Genomic DNA, 18,063 nt, shown 5'->3' with positions numbered 1-18,063 from the left:
CCGGCCGGTGCCGCCTCGATGACGGCCGCCCTCGTCGCGGGCGGTCCGGTCACGCTGCCGCAGATCGATCCGTTCGTCGACGGCGCGGCCGTGCGGCGGGTGGGCGAGCTGCCCTATGCCACGGTCTCGAAATTCGGCGGACGCGTCGTGTCGCATGCGTCGCTGCCGCTGCTCATCGGCACCGAATCCCCCAGGGGCGCGGGCTCTTTCCGCATGATGCAGGTCGACGAGGGCGCCATCTGCACCGCCATGCTCGAGCTGTACCAGAACGAGGGTGTGATCGCCGAACCAGCGGGTGCGCTGGCGGTGGCGGCGCTGGCCGAGATCGATATCGAGCCGGGGTCGACGGTGGTGTGCCTGCTGTCGGGCGGCAACAACGACATCTCGCGCTACGGCGAGATCATCGAACGGTCACTGGTCCACCGGGGCCTCAAACACTATTTCCTGGTGAACTTCCCGCAGGAACCCGGTGCGCTGCGCCGGTTCCTCGACGAGGTGCTGGGCCCCGACGACGACATCACCCTCTTCGAATACGTCAAGCGCAACAACAGGGAGACCGGGGCCGCGCTCGTCGGCATCGAACTGGGCGCGCCGTCCGGCCTGGGCGCACTGCTGGCTCGCATGGAGGCCTCGCCGATCCAAACCCAGCAGCTGGATCCCGACTCCCCCACCTACCAGTACCTCACCTGATCTCTACGAACGAACTGCCCTGTGCCACGAAATATCCTGCGGCACAGGGCAGTTCGGCGTCCGGTCAGGCGGCGCGGCGCTGCGGCGAACGACGGCCGTCGCGCATGGCCCGCGCGCCGCGAACCACCAGCGGCAGCACCCAGGCCGCGGCCAGCTGATCCCACACGAACGACTGGGGCGTGAACCGGTTGTGCACGAATCCGACGGACAGCCCCAGCCGCGGTTCGGCCCAGCCGAAGCACCCGGCCAGACCGATATGGCCGAATCCTGAGGAGGCACCCGGGATCGGGAACGTGTGATAGCCCAGATGCCACATCATCGGGAAGTAGAACAGGGCGTGATCGAGCCGGCGGGTCTGCACGCGCCGGATCTGGCGCATGGTGTGCGCCGAGAGGTACCGGCGACCGGCGATCATGCCGTCGTTCGCGAGCACGCTGTAGACCGACGCCAGTGCACCCGCGGTGAAAACGCCGTTACCAGCAGGCATTTCGGTCGCGAGAATGGACGGCTCGTCACCGTCGAAGAGAGCGTGCAGGCCCGGCAGGAACAGTGCGCGGGTGGCGGCGCCGGGCGGGCCGGGGAAGCGTCCGACCTGCCCGAGCAGCAGGGCGCCCAGTGCCGTGCCCGCCACTGCCAGCCGGGAACCGGCGAGCGCGGCGACCGTGGTGGCCGAGTCCGGTGCCGGACGGCCCAGATGCAGGCCGTCGATGCCCAGCGGCTCGGAGACCTCGATGCGGAACAACTCGCGCATACTCGTGCCTGTGACCGCGCGGGCCAGTCCCGCCAGAAGCCATCCATAGGTGAGAGCGTGATAGGCCGGAACGCCGAGCAGCCGGTCCGGCGCCGCCGCGGCCAGCCGGTGTTCCATGAGTTCGTGATCGAGTATCTCGTCGAGCCCGCCGGCGACACTCGGCAGCGACGACAAGCCGGAGCGGTGAGTGAGCAACTGCGCCACGGTGATTCGCGATTTACCCGCGGCGCCGAATTCCGGCCAGTACTCGGCCACCGGCGCGTCGTAGTCGATCAGGCCGCGGTCGGCCAAGCGATGGATCACGGTGGAGGCGATGCCCTTGGTCGCGGAGAACGCGACGCTGCCCGTATCGCGCGTCCACGGCGTGGCGAGATCGGAATATCCGGTCCAGACATCGACCACCGGCTCACCGTGCCGAAGCACGGTCAGACCGCCTCCGGCTCCGGCACGGCCCCCGACAATCCGCGCGAAATTGCGCACCAAGGGTTCGAACTCGACCGCGGCCGAGCCACGCACACCTGCGGGCAGAGCCGCAGAACCTGCGGGTAAAGCGTCGTTGCTCACATACCCTACGGTACGGGCGTACCGTTGTGCGGGCAACGCCGTTGTCCGCACGGTGACACCCCCGAGACCGGTTCGAGCCGGACCGCACACGGCGCCGACCCTGTCCGTGATCTTCGGACCACTTGCCCCCCAGTGTCGTGACCTGCCGAAACACCTCTGCACCCACCGCGGTGTGTCATGGTTGAGATATGCGATCGTTGCGGTCAACGAGGTCCGAATTGCCGGAATTCCGCGGCTGGGCGGGAACACCGCCGAGATCGCGGCGGCATCGAGATCTGATCGTGGCAGTGGCCACGCTGCTCGCCGTGGCCCTGGTGGCCGCCTGCTCGAGTTCCGACAAGGTGACCGCGACGCCGCGCCCGGTCCCGGTCATCGGTGACTGGAACGGCGTCCTGCCGCTGCCGAACCAGCAGCTGCCGATCGGGGTGACCTTCACCGAAGACGCTGGGAGCGTGACGGTTCCGGCGCAGGGCATCTTCGATCTGCCGCTCGAACAGGTCGATACCAACCCGGATGCGATCGCCTTCACGATCCCCGGATTGCCGGGCGATCCGCATTTCACCGGCCGCTACGACCGCCGCGCCGATACCGTCACCGGAACCTTCACCCAGTCCGGTCACGATCTGGCACTGACCATGCATCGCGGGAAAGTGCCGGCTCCGCTGCGCCCGCAGGAGCCGCACCCGCCGTGGCCGTACCTCTCCGAGGACGTGACCTATCGCAGCGACGGCATCACCATCGCTGGGACGCTCACCCGGCCGCGCGGGCCGGGACCGTTTCCGGCGGTCGTCCTGGTGACCGGCAGCGGCCCCCAGGATCGCAACGAGGAGATCGCCGGGCACAAACCGTTCCTGCTGCTCGCCGATACCCTCACCCGCGCCGGATACGCCGTCCTGCGCACCGACGACCGAGGCGTGGGCGGCACCGGCGGGCAACTCGACACCTGCAGCTATACCGACCTGACCGACGACATCATGGCCGGGCTGGGCTATCTGCGCAGCCGTCCCGATATCGACGGCAACCACATCGGCCTGCTCGGCCACAGCGAGGGCGGATATCTCGCACCGCTGGCCGCCACCCGCCCCGACAGCCGCCTCGCCTTCGTGATCATGATGGCCGGACCGGCCGTCTCCGGCTCGGATGTGCTGCTCGCGCAGAACGACCTGCTGCTGCGCAGCGAGCATGCCGACGCCGACGCCATCCGCAAGCAGGTCGGCTACATCACCACCCTGACGACGTTGATCCGCACCGGCGACGACGAACAGATCCGCCGTTTCGCCACCGAGCACAACGACTCCCTGCCACCGGAGCAGCGGCAGCCGCAGTCGGCGATCGATCAGTTGACCACGCCGTATTTCCAGGCCCTGGTCGACTACGACCCGGCGCCGGCCCTGCAGGCACTGCGTATTCCGGTGCTGGCCTTCTACGGAACCAAGGACGTGCAGGTTCCGGCCGCCCAGAGCGCCCCGGCCGCGCGGGCGGATCTGGCGGGCAACCCGAATGCCGACGTCCACGTCTTCGACGGGCTCAACCATCTGATGCAGCCCGCCGATACCGGCAGCCCGAAGGAATACCCGACCATCGAAACCACCATCGCACCCGAGGTGCTCAGCTACATCACCACATGGCTCGGCAAATACGTCACCCCCGTGCCCTGACGGGTAGCGGCGCGCAGGGTGACTTGACACAGTGAGAGGGTGGGAATCTACAGCGAGCGGGTGCTGCCGCGGTTGATGGATCGGGTCTGCGGAGTGCCGGCCAACGATCGGCTGCGCCGACGGGTGTGCGCGGGGTTGCGTGGCCGGGTGGTGGAGATCGGGTTCGGCTCGGGTCGCAACGTGCCGTTCTACCCCGCCGGGGTGAGGCGCGTCAGCGCCGTGGAGCCGGCGGATCTGGGGTGGCGACTGGCGGCGGCGCGGGTCGCGGACTCGCCGGTGCCGGTGGAGCGGGCGGGCCTGGACGGGCAGTCGTTACCGTTCGCGGACAACAGTTTCGACAGCGCGCTGTCGACGTGGACGCTGTGCACGATTCCCGATATCGCCGTCGCGCTGCGGGAGGTGCGGCGAGTTCTGCTGCCCGGCGGCACATTTCATTTCGTCGAGCACGGGCTGGCGCCGGATGCGAACGTGCGTGCCTGGCAGCATCGGCTCGATCCGGTTCAGCAGGTGATCGCCGGTGGGTGCCACCTCGATCGCGATATCCGCGGATTACTGGACGAGGCCGGATTCGAGATCACCGAAATGGATCGGTTCTACGATTCTCCGGCACCGAAAACCTTCGCCGCACTGTCGCTGGGTATCGCGGTCTCGCCCTGACAGCGGTGGATTAGATCGCGGAAAAGACCGGCGGCCGAAGCGAATTCGGCCGCCGGTCGCACACTACCGCTGTTCGCCGGTCGCCGCGGGCCGGCCGCCGTACGGCACGGTCAGCAACTCCATGTAGTGACCGCTGGGGTCGAGGAAATAGATACCGCGACCGCCGTCGTTGTGGTTGATCTCGCCTTCCCGGCTCTGCCGCGGATCGGCCCAGAACCTCAGGCCCCGATCCCGGATCTTCGCGTAGGCCGCGTCGAATTCGGATTCGGACACCAGCAGGGCGTAATGCTGCGGCTGAATCTCGGTGATATGCGGCGGGACCGGGGCGAAATCGAAGGTGACACCGTTGTGCACGGTGACCGGAATGAACGGCCCCCACGGCGTTCCCACGCTCAATCCCAGAATATCGGCCCAGAACTGCGCCGATTCCCGATTGTCACGACAGCCGACAATGGTGTGGTTGAACTGGATGGACAGGATTTCTCCTCTGATAGTGACGATCCCGACCCCGGACCGGTACTCGTCGGCCTACGGGAGCATCGCCACGAATCCGACATTAACCCAGCGCGTCCCGCCGTGCCAAGCGCCGGGATCGGTGCACCGCGTCGGCGGTGAATACCGCCAGAGCCGTCCAGATCAGCCCGAATCCGATCCAGCGCGAGGCCGGCATCGGCTCGTGCCCCACCAGCACACCCCACGCCAATTGCAGTGCGGGAGTGAGATATTGCAGAATTCCCATGGTCGACAGCGGCACCCGCGAGGCGGCGAAGGCGAACAGCAACAGCGGAATCAGCGTCACCGGGCCGGTGGCAACCATCAGGGCGGTGTGGCCGGCGCCGTGCCCGAACTCGGCGTCCCCGCGTACACCCAGCGCGATGATGACCGCCAATGCGAACGGCGCGGACACCACACCCTCGGCGGCGACGCTGCGCATCGGGTCCAGCCGGATCACCTTCTTGACCAGCCCGTAGGTGGCGAAGGAACAGGCCAGCACGAGAGCGATCACCGGCGGCTTGCCGTAGTCGACGGTCAGCACCACCACCGCCGCGCCGCCGAGCCCGAGCGCCACCCACTGCGGCCACACCAGCCGCTCGCGGAACAGCACCACCGCGAACAGGACCGTGACCAGCGGGTTGATGAAGTAGCCGAGCGCGCATTCCACCACATGCCCCGACGTCACACCGTAGACGTAGGTCCCCCAGTTGATCGAGATCGCCGCCGCGGCCACCGCCGCCAGCCGCCAGGTCCGGCCGTCGATCGCCCCCAGTTCGCGCAACCGCCCGGCCGCCAGCAGCAACACCAGCACCACGACCAGGGTCCACAGAATCCGCTGCGCCAGGATCTCCACCGGCCCCGCGAAATCGAGCAATCCGAAGAAGGCGGGGAACATGCCCCAGATCAGATACGCCCCCGCGCCGACCGCCACACCGCCACCGGCCGGAGAGCGCCCCCACCGTCGTCGGCCCCCGGCGGCATCTCCGGCGCCGGTCGCCTCCTCCACGTCGTTCACCGATCCACGCACCCGCACCAGCCGCACGCTACTTCCGTCCGGTAACGCCTGTCGAGCGGGTTTCGGACCGCGCGCTCGTTCGTCGGCACGGCCGCAGTCCGCCGCGGTCACGGGCGCCCGGCGGTCGCCGGCCCGATCCGGCGCCGGGAGCGGATTCGTTCAGGGCGAGGTCGGCAGGATTTCCGCCTGCGGGAGGCGGACCACCCCATCGAGGTAGCGGTGGCAGCGGCCGGTGAGCAGCACGCGCGAGCCGCTGACCGTGCAGCGCAGGCGGCCGGTGCGGGCGGAGAGCTGGCGGGCCGACAGATCGCCGCGGCCCAGATCGCGGGCCCACAGCGGGGCCAGCTGGGCGTGCGCGGAGCCGGTGACCGGGTCCTCGTCGACACCGACGCCGGGGGCGAAGAAGCGGGAAACGAAATCCGTGTGGTCGCCGGGTGCGGTGAGGATCACCCCGCGGCGCAGCACCGGGAAGGCGGCGAAGTTCGGGCGGGCACGAACCACTTCCGCTTCGGTGGCGACCACGACCACCTCGTCCTGGCCGGTCAGCACGCGCAGCGGCCGCACCCCGAGGGCCGCGATCAGATCCGGGTCCGGGACGGTGTCCACGGATTCCGCGAGCGGCAGATCGAGTTCGAGCTCGTCGCCACTGCGGCTCACCCCGAGCCAGCCACTGCGGGTGTAGAAGTGCAACTGGTCGGCGGTGGGATGCATATCGTCGAAGATCTGCGCCGCGGTGGCGAGGGTGGCATGCCCGCACAGGTCGACCTCGGTGACCGGAGTGAACCAGCGCAGCCAGAACGCCGGGCCGTCACCGGGCGGCAATCCGGCCTCCACCGGCAGCGCCGAGATGTAGAAGGCCGTTTCCGACAGCCGGTTCTCCTCGGCCAGTCGCTGCAGCAGCTCGTCGGGCAACCAGCCGAGCAGCGGCATCACCGCGGCCGGATTACCCGTGAAGGGCGCATCCGCGAACGCATCGATCTGATGCAGCAGGACCTCCATACTGCCGAAGGTACCCGCGTTGCGAATCGATGCGTGGCACAAGGACGTTCACGGCGCGCCATACCATGCGACCAGTTGACGCGCCGTCGCGGCTCAGTCCTTGTGCCCCAGCGGCTTCCGGCCCGGCGAATCCGGGAACAGGTGCCGCTGTTCACCGGTCACCGTCGCGGTGATCCACCACGCCACCTCCACCAGCACGATGCCGACCGCGCCGCAGGCGAACGCCACCCCGGTCAGCTCGGCATTCGACGGGTCGAGTTTGAAGAAGTGGCGGGTGAACGGCACCGTGAACAGGATCAGATAACCCGCGACCGAACCGGCGATCAGCAGGATCTTCCACCAGTTCCACGGTCGCGCCACGATCGCCAGCACCCACACCGCGATCACCAGCAGCGTGATCAGCGCCGTCGTGCCGATCTGCACCTCGCGCGCCTCGGTCGGCAGGCTCTGGTCGGCGCTCCAGTAGGCGATCAGGTAGGCGATGAAGGTCATCACCCCGATCACCGTGCCGGAGGGTACCGCCAGCCGCAGCACCCGCGGCACGAAACCCGTTCGCGCCCTTTCGTTGTTGGGAGCCAGCGACAGGATGAAGGCCGGAATGCCGATGGTGAACCAGGCGGCGATCGTGACGTGCCGCGGCAGGAACGGATACGACAGCGGGGCGTAATCGAAGATCTGCGATCCGATGCCGGCCACCCCCACGAGGAAGGCCAGCAGGACCGAGTACACCGTCTTGGTGAGGAACAGATTCGAGACGCGCTCGATATTGCCGATCACCCGCCGGCCCTCCCCCACCACATACGGGAGGGTGGCGAAACGGTTGTCCAGCAAGACGATCTGCGCGACCGCGCGGGTGGCCGGACTGCCCGATCCCATCGCGACACCGATATCGGCATCCTTGAGCGCCAGGACGTCGTTGACGCCGTCGCCGGTCATCGCGACGGTGTGCCCGCGCGACTGCAACGCTCCCACCATCGCCCGCTTCTGATCCGGGCGGACCCGGCCGAAGGTGGTTTCGCGGTCCAGCACATCGGCCAATTCGGCCTGGGCGGTGGGCAATCGGCGCGCGTCGACGGCGTGCTCACCACCGGGCAGGCCCAGCGAGGAGGCCACCGCGCCCACCGACACCGCGTTGTCGCCGGAGATCACCTTGATCGAGACGTCCTGGCCGGCAAAGTAGTCCAGCGTTTCGCGCGCGTCCGGGCGAACCCTCTGTTCCAGCACCACCAGCGCCTGCGGCGTCACCGTGCCCGGCGCGTCCGGATCGTCGACAGGCCGATCCGAGGAGGCCAGCAGCAGCACCCGCAGGCCCTGCGCACCGATGTCCTGTGCGGTGGCGGCGATGCCGGAATCCGGGTCGAGTAGCACGTCCGGCGCTCCGAGCAGCCAGTTCCCGTGCTCGCCGTAGGAGATGCCGCTCCACTTCTTGGCCGAGCTGAACGGCGCGACCGCGGTGGACGACCAGTCCGGATCCTCGGTCATCGCTTCGGCGATGGCGAGCACGCTGGCGTTGGGACGCGGATCGTCGTGGGCGAGCGCGGCCAGCACCGAGCGCAACCGGTCTTGCGGCACATCGCCGACGACCCGCAGTTCCGACAGCCGCATCCCGTTCTCGGTGAGGGTGCCGGTCTTGTCCGCGCAGACCACATCGACCCGGGCCAGGCCCTCGATGGCGGGCAGCTCCTGGACCAGGCATTTGCGCTGGCCGAGCCGCACCACGCCGACCGCGAACGCGATCGAGGTCATCAGCACCAGGCCCTCCGGCACCATCGGGACCAGCGCGGCGACCATACCGTTCAGCGCGTGCTGCCAGCTCTGATGGCTGGAGAACAGCTGGTTGTAGATCGTGACCAGACCCGCGGGAATCAGCAGGTAGGTGATGACCTTCAGGATGGTGTCGATACCGCTGCGCAGCTCCGAATCGACCAGCGTGAACTTCGATGCCTCGTGCGCCAGCTGCGCGGCGTAGGCGTCCTTGCCGACCTTGGTGGCTCGGTAGGCGCCCGATCCGGCGACCACGTAGCTGCCGGACATCACCTTCGCGCCGACCGACTTGTCGATCGGATCGGCCTCACCGGTGAGCAGGGATTCGTCGACCTCGAGCAGTTCGCATTCGACGACCTCGCCGTCGACCACGATCTGGTCACCGGGCCCCAGCTCGATCAGATCGTCGAGCACCACCTCCTTCGGGCCGACCTCGGTGGCGGCACCGTCGCGGCGCACCACCGGTTTGGCCTGGCCGACGATGGCGAGTTTGTCCAGGGTCCGCTTGGCGCGCAGCTCCTGCACGATGCCGACCACGCTGTTGGCCACGATCAGCAGGCCGAACATGCCGTCGATGATCGATCCGGTGGCCAGGACCAGCACGAACAGGACGCCGAGGATGGCGTTGATCCGGGTGAACACATTGGCCCGGACGATGTCGGCAACCGATCGGCTCGCCCGATCCGGCACATCGTTGGTCTGCCCGTCACGAACGCGTTGCGCGACCTCCGCCGCGGTCAGGCCCGGCGCGCGCGCTTGCTGCTCGGTGATCGACATGTCCGACAGCCTAGAGCGTTTCCGGCGAATCGGACGGCACCCGGTCCCGGCCCCACAGGCGGGCAATCATCCGGCATCCGGCCGTACGGACGGTGCGATCCGGCGATCGACGATGCGGCGGGTGAGCGCGACCAGATCGTCGCCGCGCAGCCGCGGATATCCGTGCAGGAGCGCGACCCACTGCGGCGGAATCGCCGACGCACCCCAGCGGGCGCCCAGTAATCCGCCCGCGATGGCGGCGGTGGTATCGGTATCGCCGCCCGCGCGCACGGCCGCTTCCAGTGCGGCCGGCAGGGATTCGGTATGGGTGATCGCCCACCACGCCGTCTGCAGCGCGTGCACCACCCAGCCGTTCTTCGGAAAGTCCGCGGGAGTGCCGGATTCGGCCTCGTCCAGTACCGCGGCCCAGAAATCGGCGTCCACGAAGGCCAGGCCGCCGCGCACGCCGTCGTAGTCGCCGTAGAGCACGGCATGCCGGATCGCCCACGACCACAGCACGCACGCCTCACCGGCCCGGACGTCGCTGTGGGTGAGTTCACTCACCGCCCGGGCGGCGCGGGCGCAGTTGTCCGGATCGTCGAGATAGCACAGGGCGAGCGGCGCGGTGCGCATCAGCGATCCGTTGCCGCCGGTGAGCCCGTCGAGTTCGAAGGAGCGCCGGCGCATATCGGCGGCGTCGGCACTGCGCCACTGCAGCACCTGACTCGTCTGATATCCGACGTCCTTGGGCCGGCTGTCCCACCAGCGCACGAACTCCCGGGCGACGGCGTCCAGGCCCGCCGGGTGGTGCAGCGCACCGTGTTCGGCCGCCGCGAGCGCGATACCCACCGCCATCGCGGTGTCGTCGGTCCACTCCCCCGGTTCCCACCGCAGTGAGCCGCCGCCGCGCATCTCGATCACCGAATCCGGTGCTGGATGGGTGAATTCGTATCCGGCGCCCAGTGCGTCACCGGCGGCCGTCCCCAGTAGCACCCCCTGCGCCCTGTCCCGCTGCCCTGCGTCTCGATCCACCGGCACATCCTCTCCCCTCGCCCGCTGCCTCGATTATGCCGCGCGGCACCGACAACGCCGGCCGGCCTCAGTGGTCGGGAATCGGGCCGTCGTCGGGTCCCGGCGCCACGACGTCGACGTGTTCGGGCAGCAGCGGCACCACAGCGAACGCGCCCGCGGAGGCATCCGGCGGCAGCGCCTGCACACTGCGAATCCCGCTGCGCGAGGCGAGACCTCGCAGTTCGGCGAGGGTGCCGCGGACCACGAAGTTCACCGCACAGGCGCAGCCGGAGTGCAGGCGCGCGGCCAGCACCGCCGCCAGGCGCCGGGAGCGGTCGTCGTCGGCCTGCACGTGATCCATCGCGCCGGCGGCCGCCGCCTGCGCGGACCGCAGCGCGGCGGTGCCGGCCGGAACCGGCACGGTGATCACCGGGGTGTACACGCGCTCGATCGGAACGTGGTAGAGCACCTGCGAAATACGCAGTCCCGCACCGATGTCGACGACGGCATCGGTGCTCAGGCCGGTATCGGAGGTCACCAGCGCCCAGCGGGGCGCGGTGTCGGCGCCGGACAGCGATTCGTGCGCGCGCTCGAGATAGTCGGCGACGCGTTCACCGGAGTCCGGCCCGAGCCGATCGGTGCCGAGGACCGACGCGCGCGGCGGCCGCGCCCAGCCCAGGACGACCACGGCGATCAGCAGCACCACCACGACCGCGAAACCGATTGCGGGGCGCCACTTCTCACTCACCGGCCGCACCCGTCACACCGCGCGCAGCACATCCAGGGCATGCTCCAGATCGTCGGGATAGTCGCTGGTGATCTCGATCCAGCGGCCGTCGGCGGGATGGGCGAAGCCGAGACTGCGCGCGTGCAACCACTGCCGCTGCAGACCCAGCCGCTCGGCCAGTCGCGGATCGGCGCCGTAGGTGAGATCACCGCAGCAGGGGTGGCGGATCGCGGAGAAGTGCACGCGGATCTGATGGGTGCGCCCGGTTTCCAGGTGGATGTCGAGCAGGCTCGCGGCCTGGAACGCCTCGACGGTGTCGTAGTGGGTCACGCTGGGCCGGCCGTCGGCGGTGACCGCGAATTTCCAGTCGTTGCCGCGGGCCCGCCCGATCGGGGCGTCGATGGTGCCGCTGGAGGGATCCGGATGTCCCTGCACCAGCGCGTGATAGCGCTTGTCGACGGTGCGCTGTTTGAAGGCCCGCTTCAGCACCGTGTAGGCGTGCTCGGACTGCGCCACCACCATCACCCCGGAGGTGCCGACATCGAGCCGGTGCACGATGCCCTGGCGTTCGTGCGCGCCGGAGGTCGAGATGCGGTATCCCATCGCGGCCAGTCCGCCCACCACGGTGGGACCCGACCAGCCGACACCGGTGTGGGCCGCGACGCCGACCGGCTTGTCGACCGCGACGATGTCGTCGTCGGCGTAGAGGATCTTCATGCCCTCGACCGGAGTGGCCTCGACGGTGAGCTCCCGTTTCGGTTCGGGGAACTCCACTTCCAGCCAGGCCCCGGCCACGAGCCGATCGGACTTCCCCGCCGCGGCGCCGTCGATCTGCACCGAACCGTCCTCGGCCAGTGCGGCGACCGCGGTCCGCGACAGGCCGAGCAGCCGCGAAAGTCCGGCGTCGACCCGCATGCCGTCCAGACCGTCGGGGATCGGCATGGCTCGTGTCTCTCTCATTCGCCCGCCTTCCCGTCCTGATCGCCACCGGCGCGGGCACCCTCGTCATCGTCGTGGTCGGCGCGGGTGCCGTCGGGTTCGAATCCGAACACCGTCAGCACCACCAGCAGAATCGCCCCGCACACGATCGAGGAATCGGCGACGTTGAACACCGGCCACCATTTGGTGACGGCGATGAAGTCGATCACATGTCCCTGCAGCGGGCCGGGCGAACGGAACAGCCGGTCCACCAGATTGCCGAGCGCACCACCGAGTACCAGGCCCAGACCGATCGCCCAGCTCAGCGAGCGCAGGGTGCGGCCGATGCGGATCACCCCGATCACCACGGCGACCGCGATCAGGGTCAGCAGCCACGTCATGCCCGTGGCCATGGAGAACGCCGCGCCGGAATTGCGGATCAGGGTCAGCCGCACCACGTCGCCGATGATCGAAATCGGTTCGCCGGGCGTCATCTTCGCCACCACCAGGGCCTTCGTGCCGAGATCCACGGCCAGCACGACAGCCGCGATCAACAGCAGCCACGGCAGGCGGCGTGGGAAGGCCGCCGGGGCGCCGGACATCCGCGCGGTCGCCGAATCCGCACCGGTCCCAGCGGCACCAACGGCCTCGTCCCTGTCGCTGCGGTCCGACACGGTCCCGTCGGGACCTGCCGCATCCGAGCCGCCCGCTGCCGGAGCGGAACCCGCGCCGGTGTCGCGGGTGCCGGATCCGTCGTCGCGGTCGGCGCCCCGATCCGCCGCGGACTCGCGCGGGGGTTCGTCGGGGTCGTCGAGGTGCTGCTCACGCGGCCGGTCCGTATTCACAGCTAGACATCATTCCTTATCACGTCATCGCCGGTTCGCGGTGCTGTCACCCAGCACGTGGCCGGACGGGAGTCAAAGCTGTTTTTCAGGAACCGGTCGTACCCTGTTCGGCGTGACGGTGTTGTCTTCCCACTCCTGCGCCTCGGTGACCGGTCTGCGCCCCGCGGGCGCGTCCGGCCGGGGCCCGAATCCGCGCGCGGCGCGCTCGGGAGTGCTGTTGATGGTGCTGGCGGTGACCCTGTCCGCGCTCGGCGTCGGTTGCAGCGACGGGACCGAGGCCACCAGCGACGCCGAGGTGGAGCCCTCGGGTTTCGGCAAGGAGGTCACCCTGCCGATCTCCGCAGCGGTCGCCACCCTGGTCACCCCGGGCGAGGAGCCGCACGCTCCGCTGCGCCCGGCCGTGCGCCCCGGCACCTCCCAGCAGGTGACCCTGCGCACCGACCACCACGTCGAACAGCAGATCAACGATCAGGCGGTGCGAGACTTCTCACCGCCGTCGGTGGCCATTCCGCTGACCGCGGACGCGAAGGCCGACGGGGTAGACCTCGTCCTCGGCACGGCCACGTCACCGGATCCGGCCCTGGATCAGCAACTGGTCGCGGCCGACGGCTCCCACGCCGGCATCGAGTTCACCGACCTCGGCGCCGTCACCGCGCTGCGGATGGCACCGGCCCCGTCGACGCCCGAAACCGCGCGCGCCGCCATCGAACAAGCCTTCTACCAGGCGGTGTACGAGGCGATCGCCTTCCCCGCCGACGCGGTCGGCGAGGGTGCGGTGTGGACGGTCCATCAGCGCGTCTCGGGAGTGGTTCCGCTGGACCAGATGACGACCGCGACGCTCACCAAGCGCGACGGCAATCTGCTGACCATCGCCCTCGACATCACCCAGACGCCGAAAACGGCCACCTGGCAGCTGCCCAACAATTCGGGCGACCTCGACATCATCGACTACCTGATGCACGGTGCGGGCACCATCACCGTGGATCTCGGCCTGCCGCTTCCCGTTTCGGGCGCGATCACCATCGGCGGCAATCAGTGCTACCGCGATCCGCACACCGATGTGCTGCTGCGCCAGGACGTCCGGACGCAGGTGCGATGGGGCGAGTGAATCGCGCCGCGGTCGTGCTCGCGGGCGTCGTCGTCGGGGTGAGCGCATGCGGGCACCACGACGATTCGCTGCCGTCGCTGCCCGCGACGGCGACCGTACCGCCGATCACCGCCCCGGCTGTCACCGATTCCGATGCGCTGCGGGCGCAATTGCTCACCCCGGCCGATCTTCCCCCGGGTTTCACGCAGCTCGAGGACGCCTCGGCCGGTAACGGGCAGACGCCGCCGGACCGCTCCCGCACCGATCCGGCCGAATGCGCGAAAGTGCTGGCACCCGTGGGTGATCTGTACAGCGGGCCGTCCGCCCGGGGCGCGGTGCACTACTCGTCGCCGAACTTCGCGAGCATCGATATCGATATCGCCAGCTACGCCGACGGCAATGCGGCGCAGGCGTTCGCGGCGGCGCAGAAGCTGCTGCGCGACTGCCGCAGCTATTCCGGCACCGACGCCGACGGCACCTCCGTCGACTACCGGCTGGGCGGGCTCGATCAGCCGAAGGCCGGTTCCGCGTCGACCTCGTTCCAGATCCGCACCACCAGCGGCGGCATGTCACTGTATTCCGCGGCCACGATCGCCGTCGTCGGCAGCAGCGTGGTGCAGATCGCGGAAACCTCACCGGCGCAGGTGGATCCGTCCTCGCTGCAGGACCTCACCACCAAGCAGGTCCGGCGACTGGAAGGCGTCGCCGGACCGTAAGGGCCTCACCCCCAGGCGGTGTTGATGTGGCCCGGATTCCACATGCCGCCGTGGGTCTCTCGAGTCACCGTGGGCACCGCGGCGGTCGCGGAGGTGTCGCGCGGTGTCAGCCGCTGCAACTCACCCCAGTCCCGGCGCCAGTCGTCCTCGAGATACGTGGCCAGGGTCTGCGAGCTCAGCAACTGCTGGCTCCAGCCCAGCGGGCCGCCGCCGTCGTGGCTCTCCCACAGCGTGGTGTCGTGCGCGGCGGTGCGGTCGGGCAGGATGCGCCAGCTCGGAACCTGTGCGATCCCGTCGCGGTGATCGTAGGGCCGCTGGCACGGGAACTGCAGTCCCACCGCCCAGTCCAGCAGCACCGGGCTGCGCGAGCCCACCATGTCCTGCAGGGTCGTGGTGCGCGGGACGCGCGGCGGCGTCAGCGCCACCCACTGATTGGGGTCGCGGCTGCTGTCCTGCGCGACGATGCGGATCACATCGGCTTGCGGCGGAATCTGGCCGAACGGCACCCGCAGGTTGCGCCACGACGGCGTCGGCCCGATATCGACCGGGATCACCGAGCCCAGCGCATGCGCCTCGGTGGGTGAATCGCTGGTGCCGTATTCGATCTCGACCCGCTGGCCGGGGGTGACCACGCCGTCCTTGTCGACCGAGCGAATGCGCCCGGCCGCGGTGATCGCCACGATGCCGGTGCGCTCGGCGGCCGGGGGCAACCGGTACCAGCCGGTGGTGAGTTCGGCCGGATCCTGCTCACCGGCGGTGCCCAGTTCCGGTGTGGTGGCCGAGTCCAGGCCGTACGGCAGTGGCGCACCGGCGGTTTGGGTCCCGGCCTCGCCCTGGTTCTTCCCGCTGTCGAAGGCGCTCGAGATACTGCTGCTGTTGGTCGGCTCTCCCTCCGGGGTCAGATCGCCGACCCCGTTGGGCACGAATCCGGTGGCGCCGGCGGTGAAGGCCGTCTGCGGGTCACCGGTCAATGGCGGCAGCATCGACGCGTTGGGATCGGTTTCGACCAGCACATCGTCGGCCAGCCCGCACGGTTTGCCCAGTACCGCATCCACATTGGAGCGGGCCAGCGAGAACGCCGGATACTGGGCGACCGCGCCCTTGGCGAACGAGGCCATCTCGAACACCACCAGCAGCGCCGCGGCCACGGTCAGCGGCGGAATCTTCGCCCATCGCCACGCCGGTCGCGAAATCCGGTGCGGGGTACCGGGTTCCGGTGCGCGCACATGCCACCATCCGGCCAGTGCCAGCAGCACCACGGCCACGGCGAGGAAGACCTTGCTCAGCCCGAAGCCGTGGACCGACGGCGGTTTGTCCCACCACGGAATGCCGTAGCTGGACACGTACCACCACTCGTTGACGCTGGTGAAGATCTGCGCCATCACCAAGGCGACCACGGCGCCGAACAGCGCCCGGTTGCGCGGCGACCGCATCACCCGAGGGCCGACCGCGACCGCCGTCAGCACCGCCACCGCACCGGCCAGTCCGGCATACACGCCGTTGTGGTGGGTGAACTTGGTGGGCGTGGTCGCCATCAGCAGCATCGACGCGAAGGTGATGCCGAGCAGCCGGCGCGCCGGCCCACCCGCGGTGAACGGGATCCGCCCGCCCTTGCGCAGCAGGACGAAGACACAGACGAGCAGGCCCAGCCACATCGCCACCATGCCGAAGCGGCGACCGATCGAACCGTCGGCGGTCGGCATGAACAGCCACTGATAGTTCAGGTAGTCGTTGAACCAGGGGTCGGACGGGCCGACCGCGGTGTGCACGCGGCGCATCTCGAACATCGCCGAGAGCGGCTGCACCGCGAACGCGAAGGCCAGCACCAGGGCACCGGCCGTCGCCAGCGGCGCGAGCAGGGCACCGTAGCCGTACCCCACGGCCCAGCGGGAGCGAGGTTCACCGGTCCGCGGATCGGCGGCCAGCTCGCGCGCCCGGGCACTGCCGAAGCGGAACACCGAGCGCATCCCGGCCAGCAGCGGCGCCACGCAGATCACGCCCGAGGGCGCCGCGGTGAAACTGAACGCCGCCACCAGGATCGCGATCGCATACGGCAGCAGGCGCCGGGTCGCGATGGCACGTTCGACGAAACACCAGGTGAGCAGGACACAGACCGCGATCACCGGTTCCGGCCGCAGACCGTTGTTGTAGGGCAGCCAGACCGCCAGGAAGATCAGCGCGCCGGTCCACACCGCCACCCGGTCGTGGCGTACCGCCACCCCGAGGCGGGGGATCACCTCCCGGCTCAGCGTCAGCCAGGTGACCACACCGGCCAGCAGCGTCGGAATCCGCATCCACGGACTCGCGGTGCTGATCTCGGTCATATGCGCGATGATGTCGTACGGCGGTGTGCCGACCGGGTTCTCGGGCACGCCGAAGAACCGGAAGTAGTTGGCCATATAGCCCGACACCAGTGACGCGCGCGCCATGCCGAACTGATAGCCGTCGTCGGAGGTGGTCGAGCCGATGAAATGCCAGATCACCAGTCCGCCCAGGACCACGGCGTCGACCGCGCCGAAGCTCCACCAGCGCTGCGGCAACCAGCGCCGGATGCGACGGCCGTCGAGCCGGTCCAGGCGGAACAGCGCGGCCAGCGCGATGAGGGTGAACACCACCGCCAGCACGGTCGCGATCCGCTTGATCACGGTGGGCACCACGGAGAATCGGCTGTCGACCTGGGCGGTGACGCTGGTTCCGGCGGCCCGGGTCAGGTCGCTGTAGACGCCCACCAGCTGCGGGCGCCAATCACCCTGCAGCGTCACCGGTTTCGCGTCGGTGCCGCTGAAAGTTGCTGTGGTGTACGAGATTTCGGAATGTACCGTGAACGCGCAGTCGCCACCGAGCCGGTCCACCGGCACGCTGGCCAGAGACTGATTGCGCAGCACCGCTTCGAACTGACCGGGCTTACCGTCGGTGCCGGGCCGTACCCGCGCGACGAAACCATAGCGCTCCAGGTCCGGGGCGCCGGCCGGCATGGTCGCGGTCAGCGTGGAGCCCTGCGCGGGCAGCTGCGCGATCGCCGCGCACGGGACGGTGGCGTCGAAGGTCAGCGGGGCGTAGGAGACCAGCGGCGCGTCGATGCCGCGGGTCGAGCCCTGCTGCGGCCACGACAGCGTGGTGTGGTCGACCTGGACCGGCAGCAGCGGTACGGCGATGGCGCACAGGGCGCCCAAAAGGCCTGCGATCAGCGCGATCGGCTGGGCCCAGCGAGCGAGTCGTGACCGGTCGACCCGGTGTCCCTGTCCTGCCGCGGGCGTGTCGTCCGCCCTCACCATCGTGTCGGTCACGGAGGCAGATGCTAGCGCGGGGTGTCCGGGACGAGCGAAGTCGTCCGACCTTTCTCAGTCTTTGTTTAGTTTCGTTGTGACTCCGGCACGGCATAGCGCCTCGTCATCGCCCTGCCGACGACT

15 protein-coding genes are annotated in these 18,063 nt (G+C 69.3%); 5 read left to right on the top strand and 10 right to left on the bottom strand.

Annotation, left to right across the window (positions count from 1 at the left end):
• Positions 1–690 (top strand): pyridoxal-phosphate dependent enzyme (locus NE2_RS31675; RefSeq protein ID WP_157110986.1); only part of this gene is annotated, 690 nt, incomplete at its 5' end.
• A 64-nt stretch (positions 691–754) separates the two neighbouring features.
• On the opposite strand, the gene NE2_RS31670 is transcribed toward NE2_RS31675, so the two are convergent.
• Complete coding sequence (locus NE2_RS31670) at positions 755–2,005, bottom strand: serine hydrolase domain-containing protein (protein WP_063032075.1); 1,251 nt, start codon at positions 2,003–2,005, stop codon at positions 755–757.
• A 281-nt stretch (positions 2,006–2,286) separates the two neighbouring features.
• On the opposite strand from NE2_RS31670, the gene NE2_RS31665 reads away from it, so the two are divergent.
• Complete coding sequence (locus NE2_RS31665; protein ID WP_307618215.1) at positions 2,287–3,663, top strand: alpha/beta hydrolase family protein; 1,377 nt, start codon at positions 2,287–2,289, stop codon at positions 3,661–3,663.
• Between the two features lie 39 nt (positions 3,664–3,702).
• On the top strand, positions 3,703–4,320 hold the full coding sequence (locus NE2_RS31660) for a class I SAM-dependent methyltransferase (protein ID WP_063032073.1): 618 nt from the start codon (positions 3,703–3,705) through the stop codon (positions 4,318–4,320).
• A 63-nt stretch (positions 4,321–4,383) separates the two neighbouring features.
• On the opposite strand, the gene NE2_RS31655 is transcribed toward NE2_RS31660, so the two are convergent.
• From NE2_RS31655 to lspA, 8 genes are all read right to left on the bottom strand, one after another.
• The gene (locus NE2_RS31655; RefSeq protein ID WP_063032071.1) at positions 4,384–4,797 is read right to left on the bottom strand and encodes a VOC family protein; all 414 of its coding nucleotides are present in this window, start codon (positions 4,795–4,797) and stop codon (positions 4,384–4,386) included.
• A gap of 79 nt (positions 4,798–4,876) precedes the next feature.
• Positions 4,877–5,746, bottom strand: a complete 870-nt coding sequence (rarD, locus tag NE2_RS31650) for an EamA family transporter RarD (RefSeq protein WP_063032085.1) — start codon at positions 5,744–5,746, stop codon at positions 4,877–4,879.
• Positions 5,747–5,989: 243 nt separating this feature from the next.
• Positions 5,990–6,829: a PhzF family phenazine biosynthesis protein gene (locus NE2_RS31645; RefSeq protein ID WP_063032069.1), complete on the bottom strand. Its 840-nt coding sequence runs from the start codon at positions 6,827–6,829 to the stop codon at positions 5,990–5,992.
• A gap of 93 nt (positions 6,830–6,922) precedes the next feature.
• Positions 6,923–9,370, bottom strand: a complete 2,448-nt coding sequence (locus NE2_RS31640; protein ID WP_063032068.1) for a cation-translocating P-type ATPase — start codon at positions 9,368–9,370, stop codon at positions 6,923–6,925.
• 66 nt (positions 9,371–9,436) lie between these two features.
• Entirely contained in the window at positions 9,437–10,381 is a 945-nt protein-coding gene (locus NE2_RS31635) for an ADP-ribosylglycohydrolase family protein (protein WP_063032083.1), read from the bottom strand.
• Positions 10,382–10,448: 67 nt separating this feature from the next.
• On the bottom strand, positions 10,449–11,108 hold the full coding sequence (locus NE2_RS31630) for a hypothetical protein (RefSeq protein WP_063909539.1): 660 nt from the start codon (positions 11,106–11,108) through the stop codon (positions 10,449–10,451).
• A 12-nt stretch (positions 11,109–11,120) separates the two neighbouring features.
• Positions 11,121–12,047, bottom strand: a complete 927-nt coding sequence (locus NE2_RS31625; protein ID WP_030514692.1) for an RluA family pseudouridine synthase — start codon at positions 12,045–12,047, stop codon at positions 11,121–11,123.
• Positions 12,044–12,607, bottom strand: coding sequence for a signal peptidase II (gene lspA, locus NE2_RS31620; protein WP_218018699.1), 564 nt, complete (start codon positions 12,605–12,607; stop codon positions 12,044–12,046). The genes NE2_RS31625 and lspA overlap by 4 nt, the downstream gene beginning before the upstream one ends.
• Before the next feature lie 355 nt (positions 12,608–12,962).
• Here lspA and NE2_RS31615 point away from each other — a divergent pair, with 355 nt between their 5' ends.
• Positions 12,963–13,958: a hypothetical protein gene (locus tag NE2_RS31615; RefSeq protein ID WP_233429942.1), complete on the top strand. Its 996-nt coding sequence runs from the start codon at positions 12,963–12,965 to the stop codon at positions 13,956–13,958.
• Positions 13,946–14,653: a sensor domain-containing protein gene (locus NE2_RS31610; RefSeq protein ID WP_063909538.1), complete on the top strand. Its 708-nt coding sequence runs from the start codon at positions 13,946–13,948 to the stop codon at positions 14,651–14,653. Before NE2_RS31615 ends, NE2_RS31610 begins: the two co-directional genes overlap by 13 nt.
• A 5-nt stretch (positions 14,654–14,658) precedes the next feature.
• Here the strand turns inward: NE2_RS31610 and NE2_RS31605 are convergent, their stop codons facing one another.
• A complete protein-coding gene (locus NE2_RS31605; protein ID WP_106958533.1) occupies positions 14,659–17,928 on the bottom strand; it encodes an arabinosyltransferase domain-containing protein in 3,270 nt (1,089 codons plus the stop codon).
• Positions 17,929–18,063: the final 135 nt, after the last annotated feature.

This window comes from Nocardia elegans NBRC 108235 (assembly GCF_001612845.1).
In the GTDB taxonomy this organism is placed as follows: domain Bacteria; phylum Actinomycetota; class Actinomycetes; order Mycobacteriales; family Mycobacteriaceae; genus Nocardia; species Nocardia nova.
The sequence above is the reverse complement of the archived record's forward strand: the minus strand, read 5'-3'. Positions and strand labels throughout refer to the sequence as shown.